The following is a 17,448-nucleotide window of genomic DNA, read 5'->3' as shown; positions in this document are numbered from 1 at the left end:
CCCCACACCCCGGAGGTTTTCGTTCATGAGTGAAACGCGCCGCTCCTTTCTCGGAAAACTGGCCCTCGCCACCGCCGCCCTGGGCCTGAACCGCCTCCTGCCCGCACAGGCCGCCGCCGCTCCCACCTGGACGAAGGGCATGGCGCTCGACATCACTTTCAGCGTCGCCACCCAGGCATCCGGGCGGGTCAAGCGGCCCTACGTGGCGGTGTGGATCGAGGATGCCCAGGGCAACCCCGTGCGGACCCTGACGGTCTGGGCACAAACCACCGGGCGCGGGCCGCGCTGGATTCCCGACCTGCGCCGCTGGTACCGCGCGAACGCGGGGCTGCTGGACACAGTCAGCAGCGCCACCCGCAACCCCGGCACCTACGCCCTCGCCTGGGACGGCAAGACCGACCGGGGCAGCCTGGCTTCACAGGGCACGTATTACGTGTGCATCGAGGCGGCCCGCGAACACGGCCCCTACAGCCTGGTCCGCGAAAAGGTCACGCTGGGCACGGCCCCCTTCAAGCAGACCCTGACGGGGGACGGCGATATCGAGGCGGCCAGTGTCTCTTACGCAAGAGCCTGAGCCTGCAACGCGCCCCACGCGGCGTCCGCGCTCGCTGAGGGCACGTACCCACGTCTGGGCGAGGACGCTGCACACCTACACCAGCATGATCAGCCTGCTGGCCGTACTGTTCTTCGCCCTCACCGGCATCACCCTGAACCATCCCGACTGGGCCTTTGGCAGCGCCGAGACCCGGCGCGAGGTGATAGGCACCCTCCCGGCGGGGTGGATTCGGAACGGGCAGGTGAACTGGCTGACCGTCGCGGAAACGCTGCGCGCGCAGTACCACCTCCAGGGCCGGGTGGGCGACACGCGGGTGGAAGGGGGCGAGGCCGACCTCTCCTTCAAGGCCCCCGGCTACAGCGCCGACGCCTTTATCGACACCGCGACGGGCAAGTACACGCTGAACATCGACGCCCAGGGCGCGGTGGCCGTGCTCAACGACCTGCACCGGGGGCGCGATGCGGGAAGCGCCTGGGCCTGGGTGATTGACCTGAGCGGCGTATTCCTCGCCTTCGTGGCCCTCACCGGCCTCGCCATCCTGCTCTACCTGAAAAAGACGCGGGTGAAGGCCCTGCTGAGCCTGGTCGCCGCCAGCATCGTGGTGCTGCTGCTGATGCGCGCGGCGATGGGCTGACGACCGGCCTTTCCCTCAGCCTTCCCCGTGAAAGGCCCGCCCCACCACCGCGTACAGCGGATCGGAGCGGCCGGGGCGCGGGCTGCGGTCGAGGCCCTGGGTATCGCGGAAGTTGCCCGCCTGCCGCAGCCATTCCCGCACCAGGGCCAGGTGCCCGGCATCGTCGAGGGCGTGCCAGATGGCGACGGCCTTGGTCGGGAAACAGCGGTTGGAAAAAGTAATCACCACCGGCGCACCCGGCTTCAGGACCCGGCCCACCTCGCGCAGCACCGTCACGGGGTCGGTCAGGTAGTCGATAGACACGCACAGGCCGCAGCCGCCAAAGGTGGCGGACGCGAAGGGCAGGTGCGGGTCGGCATTGAGGTTCTGCACCACGCGCCGGGTCAGGCGGGGATTGCGCGCGAGTTCGGCGGCGTTCATGCCCAGCCCCGTGACGCCCGCGTACTCGACCTCGGGCGGCAGGTGGCTGACCCAGGAACTCATCAGGTCCAGAATCTCCCCGCCCGGCGGCAAGAACTCGCGGTAGAGCTGCGTCACCGCGTGAATGGCGGGGTCGTCAATGTGGGTGACGAAGCGCGGCTGGGCATAAAAGGCCTCGTCGGGCGTCTCGTCCATCCGGCGAAAGGCAGCGGCGGGAAGGGTGGACCGGGGGTCGTCGGTCATGCGCCCATGCTGGCAGGCCCGCTCCCCCGAGACTGCAAGCAGGCACGCGGCCAGGTTGTGTAAACGACTTTGCACGCCCGCCCACCGCGCGCTATTCTCGCCGCATGACCGTGAACGGCGCGATGATGTGGTGGCCCAGCCTCGCCTGGGCTTGACGCGCCGTTTTTGCAGCACGCCGGACGCGCCCAGGTGGAACCCCACCGGGCGCGTTCTTCTATCGTTTGCCGACAAGGAGCCAGATGACCCCCGCCGCCCTGCGCCCTCCCCTCACCGTCGCCGTTCAGGAGCTGAATGCCGACCTCGACACGCCCGTCACCGCCTACCTGAAGGTGGCGCAGGGCCACCCGGTCAGCTTCCTGCTCGAAAGCGTGGAGGCGGGCGAGCGGCTGGGCCGCTACTCCTTTATCGGCGTGGGCGAGCAGGGCCGCTTCACGTACCGCGCCGGGCGGGTGACGAGCAGCGGTACCTTCGGGGACTTCGACGGGCCGGAGGCCGACCCCCTCGCGCGGCTCTACCACGCCGCCACCCGCGCCGCGCCCCTCCCCGCCGGGCTGCCCGCCTTCATTGGGGGCGCGGTGGGCTACGCCGCCTACGACCTCATCCGCGCCTACGAGCGCCTCCCGGACGGGAATCCCGACGAGCTGGACCTCCCCGACGCCCTGTTTATCGCGCCCGAGGGCATGGTCATCTACGACCACCTCAAGCACCGGCTGATCGCGGTCGCGGCCGCCGACACGCAGGCGCGGGCGGCCGCGGTGGTGGAGGGGCTGGCCGCCCGCCTGCGCGGCCCCCTGCCGGACGAGGTGCCGGGCCGCGAGAGTGCCCCCGCGCCGACCTTTACCAGCAACTTCACGCCGCAGGGCTTCATGGACGCAGTGGAGCGGTGCCTGGAGTACATCCGCGCCGGGGACATCTTCCAGGTGGTGCCCTCGCAACGCTTCAGCGCGGACCTCACGGTGCAGCCCTTCGCGCTGTACCGGGCGCTGCGGCACGTGAATCCCAGCCCCTACCTCGGCTACCTCGCGCTGGGGGACGTGACGCTGGTCGCCTCCAGCCCGGAAAGCCTGCTGCGCAGCGACGGGCACACGGTGGTGACCCGCCCCATCGCGGGGACCCGGCGGCGCGGGGGGACACCCGCCGAGGATGAACAGCTCGCCGCCGAACTCCTCGCGGACGAGAAGGAGCGGGCCGAACACCTGATGCTGGTGGACCTGGGCCGCAACGATCTGGGCCGGGTGAGCGGCTACGGCAGCGTGCAGGTGAGGGACGCCTTCAGCGTGGAGCGCTACAGCCACGTCATGCACATCGTCTCCACGGTCACGGGCGAGCTGCGCCCAGGCCAGACGCCCCTGCACGCCCTCGCCAGCGTCCTCCCGATGGGCACGGTCAGTGGTGCCCCCAAGATTCGCGCCATGGAAATCATCGACGAACTCGAACCCGTGCGGCGGGGTCCCTACGGCGGCGCGTTCGGCTACATCGCCTTCGACGGCAGCCTCGACATGGCCCTGACGCTGCGGACGATGGTGATTGCGAATGGCAGGCTGCATATCCAGGCCGGGGCGGGCATCGTGGCCGACAGCGACCCGGCCAGCGAGGAGCAGGAGACGCGGAGCAAGGCGGCGGCGTTGATGCGGGCGGCGGAGATGGCGGCGGGGGGGTTGTGAGGGCGCGGGAGGCGGTACGCGGTGCGCGGTGAAGAAGGTGGGCCGCGTAAAGTTGCCTCGCTGGAGGTCTGGCAGGAAGGGATGGCGCTGGTGGAAGGTGTTTATCGGCTGACGTCCATGTGGCCGAAAGCAGAGATTTATGGTCTGACCTCGCAGGCCAGAAGGGCCGCCGTCTCTATCCCTGCCAATCTTGCCGAGGGTGTGGGCCGGGGTTCTCCTGCCGAGATGGCAAGGTTCACCCGTATCGCGCTCGGCTCCGCCTACGAACTGCATACCCTGCTTGCCTTAAGCGAACGTCTCGCACTTGCAGAGGCTGCTGCAACGTCGCCGCTGCTGACCCAACTGGAACAATTGAACCGCCGCTTGAGCCGTTTCATTCAATATCAGGAGTCCAGAAGATGACCGACCTTGCCGCCCCAACCGCGCACCGCGCACCGCGTACCGCCCCCCACATCCTCCTGATCGACAACTACGACTCCTTCACCTACAACCTCGTCCAGTACCTCGGTGAGCTGGGGTGTGATTTGACGGTCTGGCGCAACGACGCCTTCACGCTGGACGAGGTGCGAGCGCTGAACCCCGACGCTATCGTCGTGTCGCCCGGTCCCTGCACGCCGCGCGAGGCGGGCCTGAGTGTGGAGGTCGTCCGCGAGCTGGGGCCGACGTATCCGACGCTGGGGGTGTGCCTGGGCCACCAGAGCATCGGGGAGGCGTTCGGGGCGCGGGTCGAGCGTGCCCTGCAACCGGTTCACGGCAAGACGAGCGCGCTGCGGCATGACGGCTCGGGCCTGTTCGCGGGGCTGGGGGACGGGGTGCGGGTCACGCGCTACCACTCGCTGCTGGTGCGTGACCTGCCGCCCGAACTCGTGCCGGTGGCCTGGACGAGCGACCCACAGGAGGAGGTGCTGATGGCCCTGCGCCACCGCGAGTATCCGGTGTACGGCGTGCAGTTCCACCCCGAGAGCGTCGCCACCCAGGACGGCCTGGCGATGCTGCGTAACTTTCTGAACGTGGTGCGCGATTATCAGGGGCAGAAGGAGGCCCACGCATGACCCTTTCCTCGTCTTCCTCTTCCGGGACCGCTTCCGCTTCCCCCGATGGCCGCCTGCTGCATGTCCGCCTGATGAACGGCGACCGATTGACCCAGGCGGAGGCCGCGGCCTTTATGCGCGAGGTGATGGAGGGCAACGTGAGCGGCGTGCGCCTCGCGGCGGCGCTGGCGGCCCTGCGCGTGCGCGGCGAGACACCGGAGGAGATCGCGGGCTTCGCGCGGGCCATGCGCGAGAACGCGGTGCGGGTGGAGGTGGCCCCGCGCGACGTGCTGCTCGACGTGGTGGGCACGGGCGGCGACGGTGCCCATACCTTCAACATCAGCACCACGACCGCCTTTGTGGTGGCGGCGGCGGGGGTGCCGGTCGCAAAGCACGGCAACCGCGCCGCGAGCAGCCGGGCCGGGAGTGCCGACGTGCTGGAAGCGCTGGGCGTGAACCTCGACGCCCCGCCGCAGGTGGTGGCCGACGGCGTGAACGAGCTGGGCATCGGGTTCATGTTCGCGCGCAACTACCACCCCGCCCTGCGCCACGCGGCCCCCGTCCGCGCCGACCTCGCCGCCCGCACGGTGTTCAACATCCTGGGGCCGCTCGCCAACCCCGCCGGGGCGTCACATCTGGTGGTGGGGGTCTACCGGCCCGAGTTGACGCGAATGCTCGCGGAGGTGCTGCGCCTGCTGGGCACGCGGGGGGCGACGGTCGTGTACGGCAGCGGTCTGGACGAGTTCACCGTCTGCGGCGAGAACACCGTGACCGGCCTGCGGGACGGCGAGGTGATCGACCGCACCCTGCACCCCGAGGACGTGGGCGTGAGCCTGCACCCCAGGGAGGCCATCGTGGGCGGCAGCCCCGCCGAGAACGCCGAGATCACCCGCGCCCTGCTGACCGGCGGCGGCACCCCAGCCCAGCGGGACATCGTGGCACTGAATGCCGGAGCGGCCCTGCGCACGGCGGGCCAGGCCGCCAGCATCGCGGCGGGCGTCGCCCAGGCCCGCGAGGTGATGGCGAGCGGGGCGGGCTGGGAGCTGCTGCGCAGGTATGCGGCGCATACGCAGAGGGCAGGGGGCTGACCACAGACCGCCCGCCCTGGGCAGGTCAGGACGCCTCGCCGCCGCTGGGGGGCTGCCCCCCCTCCCCGTCCGGGGACTTGTGGAAGGCGGCCCCCAGCCGGCGCACGTTCTCGTGAATTAGGGTGGTGTTCAGCGATACGGCGGCGGTCATGCCGCTGGAGGCCGCGCTCATCACGTATTGCGGCGCGCCGGTCATGTCGCCCGCCGCCCACACGCCGCGCACGCTGGTCATGCCGTTCTCGTTGACGACCACGCGGCTTTTCTCGTTGAGTTCGCACCCCAGGGAGGCGGGCAGCGTGCTGTTCTGCTGCTGGGTGGGGTTCAGGAAGATGGCGTCGAGCGTGACCCGCTCGCCATCCCGGAACTTCACCTGCACGGTGTCGCTTCCGCCCAGGCGCAGGATGGGCGTGGTGTAGACGGGCACGCCCACCCGCGCCAGGTCGCGGCGCTGCTCGTCCGTCAGTTCGTCGGGGCCGTCGGTCAGCAGGACCACGTTGCTGGACCAGGCCCGCACGCTCAGCGCCAGGTGGTGCCCTTCCTGATGGGACCCCAGCACGGCGAGTGCCGCCTCGCGGTTTTCCCAGCCGTCGCAGTAGGGGCAGTGGTGGACGGTGCGGCCCCAGCGGGCGCGCAGGCCGGGAATGTTGGGCAGCACGTCGCGCACCCCGCTGGCGAACAGCAGCCGCCGGGCACCCACCCAGCCGCCGTCGTGGCGCACCGCGAAGCCTTCTTCCAGCGCGCGGGCCTCGCGGGCCACGAGCGGCAGCACCGTGACCGGGTACGGCGCGAGGTCGTCCAGGCCCAGGGTCTTGAGAGTGACCGCTGGTGTGCCGTCGCGGGTAAAGACCCCGTGGGCGGCGGTGGCGCGCACGTTGCGGGGCGGCCCGCCGTCCAGCAGCAGCACCCGCCGCCGCGCCCCCCCCAGCACCAGCGCGGCATTCAGCCCCGCCGGGCCAGCGCCGATGATGACCGCGTCGTAATTCTCCATAGGGGGCATCCTAACGGGGACCGGGGCGCACGCTGACGTCCGGCAGGGTCGCGTCACGGGGAGCCTCCAGCACGAAGCGCACGGTCGCGGCCACCGTCTCCGGGGTGACATAGGCTTCCGGGTCGTACGCGCCGCCCTCCTGCGCCCGCACCTTTTGCTGCATCGGCGTGGCGGTGCGGCCCGGGTAGACGCTGGTCACGCGCACGCCCTGCGGGGCCTCCTCCTCGCGCAGGGCGTCGGCCAGTGCCCGGAGGGCAAACTTGCTGGCGGCGTAGCTGGCCCAGCCCGGATTGGCCCGCAGGCCCGCCCCGCTGTTGATGAAGACGACGCTGCCCCGCTCCTCCCGCACGCGCGGCAGCAGCAGGCGCGTCAGGGCGGCGGGGGCGACGACATTCACGGCGAGGGTGTGCGTCCAGACCTCGGGCGGCTGGTCGGCCACCGCGCCCAGGTCGGCCACGCCCGCGTTCTGCACCACGTTCGTCACGCGGCCCAGACCCGCGAGGGCCGCCCCAAAGGTTTCCGGCCGGGTCAGGTCCAGCGGCAGCGCCGCCGCGCCCACCTCCGTGCAGAGGGCCGCGAGCCGCTCCCCGTCCCGCCCCTGAAGAATCAGGTCGTGTGTGCCCGCCAGTGCGCGTGCGAGCGCCGCGCCAATGCCGCCCGTCGCCCCGGTGATCAGGGTCACGGGTCTGTCCGAATCCGTCATGCCGTGACGCTAGCGCACCAGCCGCACGCGGAAGTACTGCTCCTGAAACCAGACAGCCTTCATGATTTCCCCGCCGGACCACCCCGTCCCCGCTGGCACCACCACCAGCTTGTCTTCCGCGTCGTCCTCGCGGACGATGAGCGCCGTGACTACGCCCTGCGCCTCCCGCACCGGCCGGTCCCAGCCCAGCAGGTAGGCGTCGATGGGCCGACCGTCGCCACTCCGGGTGCCGGGCAACTCGCCATAGTTGACGGGGTACACGAGGTCCGGCCAGCGGGGGTGAGGGGTGCCCAGCGGGCGGTCCACCACCACGCGCACGGTCTGCCCCAGCCAGGGCGTGAGGTCGGGCTTCATGGGGAGAGGATAGAGGCCACAGAAAAACCCGCCGGGGCCACGGGGCGGGCCGGCGGGAGGAAGGGCGGAGGGTTCAGCTCAGGGGACGTTGCAGGCGTTCACCGGGCTGGCGCTGTTGCGGGGGGCGGGCGCACCGGTGGTGAAGTCGTCCCCGTTCTGGTTGGTGTCCTGGCAGCCGCTGAGCTTGCGGAGGTCCGACGTGCTGTTCGAGGGAGCCGGGGCGGTCGCTGCTCCTTCGCGCTCGTTGGCCGTCCCGAAGCCCACGAAGTCGATCACGTCGGCGTCGGCGGCACTCGTGATGACATCCGCATTGTTCACCAGCGCGATTTTTCCGGCGGTACCGCTCATGGCGAAGGTGCCGGCCGCGTCGGGCGTGGGCAGGGCGGCCGCGGCGGCGTTGGCACCATCCGCCATCTTGACCAGGTAGTACCGCCCGGGCTGGATCGTCGCTGCGGGGAGGGCAAAGGGAGCCGGGTTGTTGGCGCTGAAGGTCCCCGTCGCCGAGGTGTATTGCAGGCTCAGCCCGGCGGTGCTGATCGGCTGGGTGCCCCGGTTGAACAGCTCCACGAAGTCGCTGCGGTAGGGCGCACCGTTGTTACCCCCGCCGCCGTACACCTGGCTGATCACGAGGTTCCCGAAGGCCGGGCCGGAAGCGGGAGCCTGGACCGTCACCGTCAGCGTGCTGGTGTCGCTCGCGCCGCTGCTGGCCGCCTTCACCTCGTAGGTGTAGGTGCCGGGGGCGGTGCCTGCGGGAGCCGTCACGGTCACGTTGAAGGCTGCGCCGCTGCTCACCGTGGCGGGCGCGGTGGCGAGGCTGGGTGCGCCGTTTTGCGGCGTGACGGTCACGGTCAGGTCGCCGGTGGTATGGGTGCCCGTGGCGCTGAAGCTCTGGCTGACGCTGGGGCCGCCGACCGTGGCGGTCAGGTTGGCCGTGTCCGGCGTCATGGCGACCGTGGGCGTGGCGGCCGGGGGCTGGATGGGCGTCTGCGCGGTCAGGTTCACGCCGATCAGCACCGGATCGTGGTCGCTGCTGCGGAAGGGGTCGGGGGCGTAGAGGCTGCCCAGTTGCCCGGCGCTCTTGAACTCGGTGTTGTAGTCCAGCACGGTGGGTTCGTCGGCGTTGATGTGCCACTTGGCCGCGCCCGTGACCTGCGTGTGCAGGCTGGGGCTGGCGATGGCGTGGTCGAGGCTGCCCCACTGACCGTCGAACTGATAGGAGTAGCTCTCGGGGCCGAACTCGCTGACCAGGTCGTCGGGGGTGCCCGCCGTATCGTCCGCGCCGCGCAGCAGGGCCAGGATGGGATCCTCCATACGGTAGGCGTTCAGGTCCCCGAACAGCACCCGGTCGTCTTCCTGCACGCCGGTGGGGTTGGTCGCCATCCAGCGGGTCAGCACCTTCGCGGCGGCGGTGCGGGTGGCGTTGCTGGCCCCCTGGCCGTCCTTCTGATCGCCGTCGCCATTGCAGGCACTGCCCTTGCTCTTGAGGTGGGCCATGAACACGGTTACGCGCCCGCCGCCCACGTTGCTCTGGAAGGTCTGCGCCATCGTGGGCCGGTTGCAGTCGAGGTAGCTCGCGTCGAAGGTCTTGTCCAGGATCGCCAGGTTGCCCACCTGGGTCACGCGCCCCGGCTGGTAGATCATGGCGACGCTGATGGCATCGCTGCCCACGTTCCGGCCCGGATCGACGTAGGCGAAGCGGCCGGGCGTGCCCCCGGTATTCGGGTCGTTGAGGGCGCTGACCAGGTTGGCGATGGAGGAACCGGCCCCGCGCACGAAGTCGTTTTCCATCTCCAGAATGCCCAGCACGTCGGGGTTCAGCCCCCGGATGGCCTGCACGGTCTTGGCGCGCTGGCGCAGGAACTCGTTGCAGGTGTTCGCGCCGCGCGGTTCCAGGCCCGTGGTCGTGCCCGACGTTCCGGTGCCGCCCGCCGTGCAGTCGTTGCTGCTCCCGTCGATGGTCGTGAAGAAGTTCAGCACGTTCATGCTGCCCAGCCGCAGGGTGCCGCCCACATCGGGGCTGGCGGGGCGCGGGTCGCCGGTGATGGCGGCGCTGCTGGCCTGGAGGCGGTAGGTGACCACGCTGCCGATGCCGGTCCAGCCGTCGTCGCCGTAGCCCACCACGCCCGTGACCTGCACCCGGTCGCCGCCGCGCAGCGTGTTGCTGGCGCTGAGGGGCTGCCCGTTGCGCGCAAAGATCACCGGGTCGGGGTTCTGCATCCGGCTGCCGTCGTCGATGCGGAAGGTGCGGTCGGCCACCTGCGCCGTGTAGGCGGCCAGCCCGGCCGCGCTGGGCCGGTTCACCTGGGTGTAGGTGGGAATCCGGGCGTCGGCGATGTCGAAGCTCGCGCCGCGGCCCAGCGGGGAGTTGTTGGTCACCACGCCGCTGAGGGTCAGCCGCATGCCCTCGTAGCGTTCGCGCTCGCTCACCGGCAGGGGCAGGCTGACGGTCTGCGCGGGGGGCAGGGCCTGACCGGTCGAGAGCCGCGTCACGCTGGCGCTGCTCGTCACGAGCTGCGAGGCCGTGCCGAACTCGGTGGGCGTGCCGAGCACCCGCACGCGGTCGCCTGCCGTGACGGCAGGGCAGTCGGTATTGCAGTACACGAAGATGCCGTCGCTGGTGGTCGCGTCACCGTCGGCGTCAATTCCCTCCTCCTGGAGGAAGAAACCCTTGAGGCTCCCGGCCGTGTTGGCGGTGTGGACCGAGGTCACCACACCCTCGACCGTCTGCGCGGTCGTCACAGCCACGGGGGCGTCGCCGCTGGGCGTACTGCCCTGCACCGCCGCGATGTTGGTCAGGTTCAGGGTGCCGGGGTTGTCCGCCACGCTGAACACGATGCGGAACGCGAAGGGGTCCTGCGCGGAGGAGGCCGCCATCGGAATCCGGGTGGCAAAGGTGACGACCTGGCTGCCGCCCGCCGTGACCGCACCCGCCTGCCAGCCCTGGTGCGCCACGCCCGCGAGCTGCTGCCCCGCGGGCAGGGGCACCTGGAGGTCGCCGGTATTCAGGTTCGGGACCAGCGGCGTGGCGTCCGGATCGGCCTCGATGGTCCCGGTGGACGAGTTCAGCCGCCGGGGCGTATCCACCCGCAGGTCCTGCGCCCGTGCCGAGGCGTCCGAGCCGTCGAAGTAACGCACGTCGCGGAAGGGGGTGGTCCCCTCCGTCGCGTTCGTCCCCTCGGTGTCGATGGGAATGTAGGCGGGCGCGGTCAGGGCCTGGCCCGAGCCGTTGGTCACCCGGAAGGTGGCGCGCAGGTAGCGGACCCGGTTCTGCTCGTCGGTGAAGGTGCCGAAGGACAGCGGCTCGAAGGTCAGGCCGCCGACCTCCTGGGCCTGGCCACTCAGGCCGCCCGCCGGGCGCACGCTGGCGGTGGGGCTGGCGGTGGTGGCCCCGGTCACGCTGAGTTCGTAGACGCCCAGACCGCGCAGGGGCGCGCGGGTCGGGGCCGCAGGGGCGGTGGGGTTGGAAGGATTGGTGGGGAGGCTACCGGTCTGGGGGGTCTGCCCACAGGCGGCCAGGGCCAGCAGGCCCACCAGCAACAGGCGTTTGGGATGGGTCATATCACTCCTGGGTTCAGAAGAGGGAGTCGTCGAACTGGCCGGGCCGCAGGTAGCCGCCGGGACCGATCGGCAGGCTGTAGGCCAGGGTGACGGCTTCCCAGGCTCCCAGGTCCTGCACGCGGGGAGGGGTATAGGGCGCACGCAGCGGGGCCGGGGCAGCAGATTGGATATCCGGCTGCGGGGATTCAGGCAGAGGGGAATGCGACATCTTTTTCTCCTTGGGGACATCAGGCGAAATCACCCCTCACCGGGGGCCACACTGCTCGCCTTGATGAACCGAGTATAAGGGCTGGATGTCAAGTTTTTTACAGGTGTGACACCCCGGTAAGAGGGGCCGTGGTAGCCGGGCTGTGCCGGGGCAAGGGCCAGCGCCGCGCTACCCTGGCCGCATGTGGGAAGCCGACCCCGACGTGCTGGTGACCGACCTGGGCGACGAACTGATCCTGATGCACGCCGCGCGCGGCCTGATGTTCAGCCTGAACGGGCCGGGGCGGGTGGTCTGGCAGGCCCTGCCCGGCCGCCCGCAGGACGTGGCCGCCGCCCTGGCCCGCGCCTTCGACGTGGAGCTGCCCCGCGCCGAGGCCGATGCCGGGGCGCTCCTCGCGGACCTTGCGGCGCGGGGTGTGGTGCGCCGGGCGTGACGCGGGACCTGGCCCCCTTCCTCAGCCTGGAGGCCCAGGTGGACGGCGCTGGCCTGGACCCGGCCACCTGGGAGGCGCTCCGGACCCGCTGGGGCCAGCCGGCCGGAGGCGCGGCGACGCGGCGGATTCGCATTGTGCGGGGCACCCTTCCTCCCCCGCCGGACATGGCCCCGCTCGCCGTTCCCGTCTCTGGCGAAACGCTGCCCGTATGGCTGGCCGGAAACCAGGCCTGGCTGGGCGAGGGAGAATTGCACCTGGCCCTGACGGACGCGGGCGCGGTGCTGACGGCGGGGGCGCGACCCACCGAGGCGGCCTGGGTGCTGGCCTTTGTGGAGGCGCACCGGGCCGGGGGCTGGCTGCCGCTGCATGCGGCGGTGCTGACCGTGCCGTCAGGGCAGGGGGTCGCCGTGACCGGGGCCAGCGGCGCGGGCAAGAGCACGGCGGCCCTGCGGCTGGCCGGGGCAGGGGCCACGGTTCTGGCCGAGGATCAGGCCTGGGTGCGGCCCACGAACGGCCTGACCGTGGGCCTCGACACGCACCTGCGCGCCTTCGAGGACAGCGTGAGGCGGTTCGCGCCGCACCTGCTGACGCGGGCCGCGGGCCGGGACGCGCACGGCAAGCTCCGGCTGCCCCTGACCCGGCCGGGGGGCCGGACCACGCTGGACACGCTGCTGGTCTTCGGCCTGCCCCCGCAGCCGGACGCAGCGGCGCGGGTGCGGGCCGTATGGGAGGCGACGGGCGTGCCGCTCACCCCGGCGGCCCGGCAGGCGGCGGCCGGGGGGGTCCAGGCGCTGCTGCCCCGCCTGCGGGTGCAGGGCGTGACGCGGGAGAACGTGGTGGAGGCGGCGCAGGCGCGGCTGGCCCTCAGCCCCCCGGAAACCGGAACACTTCCGGGAAGCGCTGGCGGTTGAGGGGTTCGCCGTAGACCTCGGGGATGCCGTGTGGGTCCTCGATCCAGGCGTGGCCCTGGACACCCGCCGGGCCGCGCGCCACCCCACTCACGAACACGGCGAGATGCCCCAGGCGACGCAGCGCGCGGTAGGTGGCGTAGGCGCGCGGCACGCAGGTCCCCACCTGCGACTGCCGGGGGTAGAAGCGCCGGGTGAGCCAGGTTACGCCCTCCACCACGTCCTCCATCGTCGCCAGCGGCAGAGAACGGCCCGGCCCCGGCGGCGTCCAGCGCGCGAGGTGGTGGCGGGGGTCCCCGCCCACGCGAACGGCCCACGCGGCCGCCAGCACGTCGGGCAGCAGGGCGGGCAACCAGCGCCAGAGACGGCGCAGCACCCGCCAGCGGTTGTGCCAGCGCAGCCGACCGGGTCGCAGGCCGTCGCGCCGCACCGCGTGCAGCAGCGCGGGCCGGGTTGCGGGTTCCCCCAGCGCGAAGTGCCCCCGCTCCGGGTCGCACACCTGCCGGAAGGCGGCCCAGGTGTGGACGGCCCCCAGCTCACGCGCGCGGGCGGCCAGCGCCTCTGCCGTGAGGTCAGGGTGTCGCAGCAAGCGCCGCATATCCGCGTAATCGGCGGGTTTGAGGCCGCCCTGGTCGCCCCCCCACTGGCGGCCCGCGGCCAAATTCACCACCAGGGCGTCGCGGGGGTCGGGCCGCCAGATCGGCACACCCTCCCAGTCCACCCGCCGCGCCGCCGCCCACACCGCCCGTGTGAGGGCACGCACCCGCGCCTGACTGCCCGCCGTCCAGCCCACCACGAAGCGGTGAACGTCGAGCCGGAGGTGCCCGCCGGGGCTGTACAGGTGGGCGCTCTCGTGGGTCCAGCGCTCCGGAAAGGCGTGTTGCCCGTCGCTGCGCCAGCCGCGCGCCAGGGCCAGGTGCACTGCCCGCGTGACGGCAGCGGGGTCGGCGGGCAGCAGCACGTCCACGTCGCCGTAGAAGCGTTCGCCGGGGGTCATGTACTCGAACTCGGCCAGCGCGAAGCCCTTGAACAGCAGGGCCCCAATTCCCGCCTCCGCCCAGGCCGCCAGCAGGGGCCGCAGCTCGGCGCGAAGCCGGGCGTGACGAGTGCCCAGCGCCAGCGGCCCCGCCCGCAGCGCGCCGCGCAGGGGGTCGCCCTCCGGCAGCCGCCCCCGCACCTCCCCCGCCAGGCCCGCCGCGAGGAGGTGCGGCACGTCCTCCGGCCCCACCTGCGGCGGGTCGGTGGTCAGCGCGCGCACGAGGACCACCGGGTCGGGGAAGGCGGACGGCTGGGTCATCCCGAACGGCTCCAATTCCTGCTCCTCTGGCGTTTTTTCAGAGGAGCCGCCATCTTCACAGCTTCGGTATGTTTCGCAACGCGCCTCAGAACGCCACCTCCTGCACGACCGGGTGCAGCAGCACCTCGTCGATGCGGGCGTGCGGGGGCGCGGTCAGGGCGTACAGCACGGCGTCGGCCACGTCGGCGGGGCGCAGCCACTCGGCCTTGTGTTCGGCCCCCTGCACGCTGCCCGCGAAGAAGGTGTCCACCATGCCGGGGCGAATCTCGGTCACGCGCAGGCCGTAGCCCTGGCCCTCGGCGGCGAGCGCCTGCGTCAGCGCCCGCTGCGCGTACTTGCTGGCGGTGTAGAGTGCGCCGTTCGCAAAGGTCCGGGCCGACACGTCGCTGGTGACGTTGACCACCTGCGACCCCCCGCCCCGCGCGTGCCGCTCGCGGAAGTGCCCAATCAGGGCGCGCGTGACCAGCAGCGTGCCCAGCACGTTGGTGTCCATCACGCGGTGATACTCGGCCAGCGTGATCTCCTCGATGGGCTGGAAGGAGCCGACCCCCGCGTTGTTCACCAGGGCGGCCACCCCGGCCCGCACCGCCGCTCCCGCGAAGGCGGCCACGCTCGCCTCGTCGGTCACGTCCAGGGGGTGAAACTCTGCGCCGTCCAGGCTGAGGCCGCTCACGTCACGCGCGCCCGCGATCACACGCGCCCCCCGTGCGGTCAGCGCCTGCGTCACCGCCCAGCCGATGCCCTTGCTGGCCCCGGTCACGGCGACGACCCGTCCGGCCAGCGGGGTGTCCTGTCCTGTCGCTGTCATGGGGGCAGGGTAGCAGGCCCTCTCCCGGCCACCCGGTCATACGGATTCCGGCCCCAGCCGTTATCCTTCGGGAAAGCGCCGAAGGCTAGCTCCATTCTGGAATCCGTCCTTTTCCTTCTCTGCTACGCAGCTCTGCGAGTCCTTCCAGTCGGGTTTCGCAGTTATTGCATAACTGCTCAACCGGAATCCTTATCAGCCCGTATACTCGGAATATGACCGTCACCGCTGCCGTGACCATGCGAATGCCCCAGCGCGCCTGAGCGGCTGGGGCGGGGCGGGGTGTGCGGAGGCAGGGCACCCCGCCCCGCTTGTCTCAGGTGCTTTTGAGGGGCAGATGATTTTTTCCGTATCTTTGGGAAGTTGCCCGGCGTTCCTCTCATCAGGGACCGGCCGGGCGGGGGGCCGCGCATGACGAAACAGGCTGAAGCCGAACAGAACAGGTTCTTTATCACGACCGCGATTGACTACTTGACCGGACCACCCCATGCCGGGCACGTGTACGAGAAAGTGCTGGCCGACGCGCTCGCGCGCTATCACCGCCTCGCCGGGTATGACGTGACCTTCCTGACCGGGACGGACGAGCATGGCGAGCGTATCGTGAAGCTCGCCGCGCAGGAGGGTGTGACGCCGCAAGCCTTTGCGGACAATCTCAGCGACAACGCTTTCAGAAGCCTGTGGGACCGGCTGGAAATCAGCTACGACGACTTTATCCGTACGACGGAGGGCCGCCACAAGCGCTTCGTGACCGAGATTCTCCAGCGCGTGTACGACGCGGGCGACATCTACTTCGCGGAGTACGAGGGCCTGTACTCGGTCGGCGCGGAACGCTACGTCACCGAGAAGGAACTGGTCGAGGGGCCGGACGGCATCCGCCGCTTTCCCGGCGACAAGGACCCGCCCGAACTGCGCCGCGAGGCCAACTACTTCTTCAACATGGAGAAGTACCAGACCTGGCTGCTGGAGCACATCCAGAACAATCCCGACTTCATCCAGCCCGCCGGATACCGCAACGAGGTGCTGGAGATGCTGCGCGAACCGATCGGGCCGCTGAGCATCAGCCGCCCCAAATCGCGCGTGCCGTGGGGCATCGAGCTGCCCTGGGACCCCGACCATGTGACCTACGTGTGGTTCGACGCGCTGCTGAACTATGTGTCGGCCCCCGTCAGCCGCGGCATGGACGAGGACATCATCGGTCTGGCGTGGCACGTGATCGGCAAGGACATCCTCAAGCCGCACGCGGTGTTCTGGCCGACCATGCTCCGGGCGGCGGGGCTGCCGGTCTACCGCAAGCTGGTGGTCCACAGCCACATCCTCGCGGAGGACGGGCGCAAGATGGGCAAGAGCCTCGGCAACGCCATCGACCCCGAGCAACTCGTGCGCGAGTACCCCGCAGACGCCATCCGCTACACGCTGCTGCGCGAGGCCAGCCTGAGCGCCGACAGCCCCTACGGCGAGGGGATTCTGGTGTCGCGCCTGAACTCCGACCTGGCGAACGACCTGGGCAACCTGCTCTCGCGCACGGTCAGCATGATCCAGAAGTACCGGGGCGGCGTGCTGCCGCAGGCGCTGGAGGTGGGCGAGCGCGAACGCGAGATCGAGGCCGCGGCGCTGGCCCTTCCCGGCGAGGTGCTGCGGCTGGCGCGTGACCTGAAGGTGAACATGGCGATCGAGGAGGCCATGAACTTCGTGCGCGACCTGAACCGCTACATCGCGGAGAGCCAGCCCTGGAACCTCGCCAAGTCTGAGGAGACGGCGCGGCGGCTGGATACGGTGCTGTACACCGCCGCCGAGGGCCTGCGCGTAGCGAGTGTGGCGCTGGAGGCCGTGATTCCCGGCAAGGCCCGCGAACTGCGCGCGCAGCTTGGCCTGGGCAGGCAGTCGTACAGCCTGACCGGGGCCTGGGGCCTCACGCCCGCCGGAACGCACGTGGTGGGCGGCCCGGTCCTCTTCCCCAAACCGGAATGGCCCAAACCGGAGCCGAAAGAGGCCACCGAAAGTCCCAGACCCACCCCCAGAAAAGAGAAGAAAGTCATGACACAGACTCCAGAAACACAGACTCCCGACGTCAAGCCCGCCGGACAGCAGCCCGCACCCACCCCCACGGCCACCCCCGCCGCCGCCGAGCCGCTGATCTCCATCGACGACTTTGCCCGCCTGGACCTCCGCATCGCGGAAGTGGTCGCCGCCGAGGCAGTGGAAAAGGCCGACAAGCTGCTGAAACTCACGGTGCGGCTGGGTGACGAGACGCGCACGGTGGTGAGCGGCATCCGCAAGTGGTTCGCGCCCGAGGACCTGGTGGGCCGCAAGGTGGTGCTGGTGGCGAACCTCAAGCCCGCGAAGCTGCGCGGCATCGAGTCCCAGGGCATGATTCTGGCCGCCGAGGACGACCAGGGCAACCTCGACCTAGTGGGGACGCGGCTGGAGCTGCCCAGCGGCACGAAGGTGAGGTAAGCGGGACGTGGTGCGCGGTACGCGGTGGGGCAGCGCCTTTCCCGCGTACCGCGTCCTGCGTACTGCCTCCTGCGTCCCGCCTCCCCCCGCCCCTCCCGCTACAC

General features: G+C 70.9%; 17 protein-coding genes. 9 read left to right on the top strand and 8 right to left on the bottom strand.

Annotated features, from left to right (window positions below):
* Nucleotides 1-25: 25 nt before the first annotated feature.
* Together ABEA67_RS03470 and ABEA67_RS03465 are read left to right on the top strand one after the other, a co-directional pair.
* Nucleotides 26-574 carry a DUF2271 domain-containing protein gene (locus ABEA67_RS03470; RefSeq protein WP_345460916.1) on the top strand — a complete coding sequence of 183 codons (549 nt, stop codon included), beginning with the start codon at nucleotides 26-28 and terminating at the stop codon, nucleotides 572-574.
* The gene (locus tag ABEA67_RS03465; RefSeq protein WP_345460913.1) at nucleotides 552-1,190 is read left to right on the top strand and encodes a PepSY-associated TM helix domain-containing protein; all 639 of its coding nucleotides are present in this window, start codon (nucleotides 552-554) and stop codon (nucleotides 1,188-1,190) included. The genes ABEA67_RS03470 and ABEA67_RS03465 overlap by 23 nt, the downstream gene beginning before the upstream one ends.
* A 15-nt stretch (nucleotides 1,191-1,205) precedes the next feature.
* On the opposite strand, the gene ABEA67_RS03460 is transcribed toward ABEA67_RS03465, so the two are convergent.
* Nucleotides 1,206-1,853, bottom strand: coding sequence for a class I SAM-dependent methyltransferase (locus tag ABEA67_RS03460; protein WP_345460910.1), 648 nt, complete (start codon nucleotides 1,851-1,853; stop codon nucleotides 1,206-1,208).
* Nucleotides 1,854-2,092: 239 nt separating this feature from the next.
* Here ABEA67_RS03460 and trpE point away from each other — a divergent pair, with 239 nt between their 5' ends.
* From trpE to trpD, 4 genes are read left to right on the top strand one after another with little or no spacing between them, the layout of a single operon-like run.
* Nucleotides 2,093-3,517: an anthranilate synthase component I gene (trpE, locus tag ABEA67_RS03455; RefSeq protein WP_345460907.1), complete on the top strand. Its 1,425-nt coding sequence runs from the start codon at nucleotides 2,093-2,095 to the stop codon at nucleotides 3,515-3,517.
* A 21-nt stretch (nucleotides 3,518-3,538) separates the two neighbouring features.
* Nucleotides 3,539-3,919 carry a four helix bundle protein gene (locus tag ABEA67_RS03450; protein ID WP_345460904.1) on the top strand — a complete coding sequence of 127 codons (381 nt, stop codon included), beginning with the start codon at nucleotides 3,539-3,541 and terminating at the stop codon, nucleotides 3,917-3,919.
* Entirely contained in the window at nucleotides 3,916-4,569 is a 654-nt protein-coding gene (locus tag ABEA67_RS03445) for an anthranilate synthase component II (protein WP_345460901.1), read from the top strand. Before ABEA67_RS03450 ends, ABEA67_RS03445 begins: the two co-directional genes overlap by 4 nt.
* Entirely contained in the window at nucleotides 4,566-5,636 is a 1,071-nt protein-coding gene (gene trpD / locus ABEA67_RS03440; RefSeq protein WP_345460899.1) for an anthranilate phosphoribosyltransferase, read from the top strand. The genes ABEA67_RS03445 and trpD overlap by 4 nt, the downstream gene beginning before the upstream one ends.
* A 25-nt stretch (nucleotides 5,637-5,661) precedes the next feature.
* Here the strand turns inward: trpD and ABEA67_RS03435 are convergent, their stop codons facing one another.
* The 5 genes from ABEA67_RS03435 to ABEA67_RS03415 form a co-directional block, all read right to left on the bottom strand.
* The gene (locus ABEA67_RS03435; protein ID WP_345460897.1) at nucleotides 5,662-6,624 is read right to left on the bottom strand and encodes an NAD(P)/FAD-dependent oxidoreductase; all 963 of its coding nucleotides are present in this window, start codon (nucleotides 6,622-6,624) and stop codon (nucleotides 5,662-5,664) included.
* Between the two features lie 10 nt (nucleotides 6,625-6,634).
* Nucleotides 6,635-7,327, bottom strand: coding sequence for an SDR family oxidoreductase (locus ABEA67_RS03430; RefSeq protein WP_345460894.1), 693 nt, complete (start codon nucleotides 7,325-7,327; stop codon nucleotides 6,635-6,637).
* 9 nt (nucleotides 7,328-7,336) lie between these two features.
* A complete protein-coding gene (locus ABEA67_RS03425; RefSeq protein ID WP_345460891.1) occupies nucleotides 7,337-7,681 on the bottom strand; it encodes an inorganic diphosphatase in 345 nt (114 codons plus the stop codon).
* Between the two features lie 78 nt (nucleotides 7,682-7,759).
* Nucleotides 7,760-11,239, bottom strand: a complete 3,480-nt coding sequence (locus tag ABEA67_RS03420) for an ExeM/NucH family extracellular endonuclease (protein ID WP_345460888.1) — start codon at nucleotides 11,237-11,239, stop codon at nucleotides 7,760-7,762.
* Nucleotides 11,240-11,252: 13 nt separating this feature from the next.
* Complete coding sequence (locus tag ABEA67_RS03415; protein WP_345460885.1) at nucleotides 11,253-11,447, bottom strand: hypothetical protein; 195 nt, start codon at nucleotides 11,445-11,447, stop codon at nucleotides 11,253-11,255.
* A 181-nt stretch (nucleotides 11,448-11,628) separates the two neighbouring features.
* Here ABEA67_RS03415 and ABEA67_RS03410 point away from each other — a divergent pair, with 181 nt between their 5' ends.
* A complete protein-coding gene (locus ABEA67_RS03410) occupies nucleotides 11,629-11,880 on the top strand; it encodes a PqqD family protein (RefSeq protein ID WP_345460882.1) in 252 nt (83 codons plus the stop codon).
* On the top strand, nucleotides 11,877-12,791 hold the full coding sequence (locus ABEA67_RS03405; protein ID WP_345460879.1) for a phosphoenolpyruvate carboxykinase (ATP): 915 nt from the start codon (nucleotides 11,877-11,879) through the stop codon (nucleotides 12,789-12,791). The genes ABEA67_RS03410 and ABEA67_RS03405 overlap by 4 nt, the downstream gene beginning before the upstream one ends.
* Here the strand turns inward: ABEA67_RS03405 and ABEA67_RS03400 are convergent.
* Together ABEA67_RS03400 and ABEA67_RS03395 are read right to left on the bottom strand one after the other, a co-directional pair.
* Nucleotides 12,745-14,085: a nucleotidyltransferase family protein gene (locus ABEA67_RS03400; RefSeq protein ID WP_345460876.1), complete on the bottom strand. Its 1,341-nt coding sequence runs from the start codon at nucleotides 14,083-14,085 to the stop codon at nucleotides 12,745-12,747. The two genes, ABEA67_RS03405 and ABEA67_RS03400, sit on opposite strands and share 47 nt — an antisense overlap.
* A gap of 85 nt (nucleotides 14,086-14,170) precedes the next feature.
* On the bottom strand, nucleotides 14,171-14,893 hold the full coding sequence (locus ABEA67_RS03395; protein ID WP_345460873.1) for an SDR family oxidoreductase: 723 nt from the start codon (nucleotides 14,891-14,893) through the stop codon (nucleotides 14,171-14,173).
* Between the two features lie 408 nt (nucleotides 14,894-15,301).
* Here ABEA67_RS03395 and metG point away from each other — a divergent pair, with 408 nt between their 5' ends.
* A complete protein-coding gene (gene metG, locus ABEA67_RS03390) occupies nucleotides 15,302-17,344 on the top strand; it encodes a methionine--tRNA ligase (RefSeq protein ID WP_345460870.1) in 2,043 nt (680 codons plus the stop codon).
* The last annotated feature ends 104 nt before the right edge of the window (nucleotides 17,345-17,448 follow it).

Source organism: Deinococcus carri, assembly GCF_039545055.1.
GTDB classification, from domain to species: domain Bacteria; phylum Deinococcota; class Deinococci; order Deinococcales; family Deinococcaceae; genus Deinococcus; species Deinococcus carri.
Note: the sequence above shows the minus strand (reverse complement) of the source record. Positions and strands in the feature narration are given on the sequence as shown.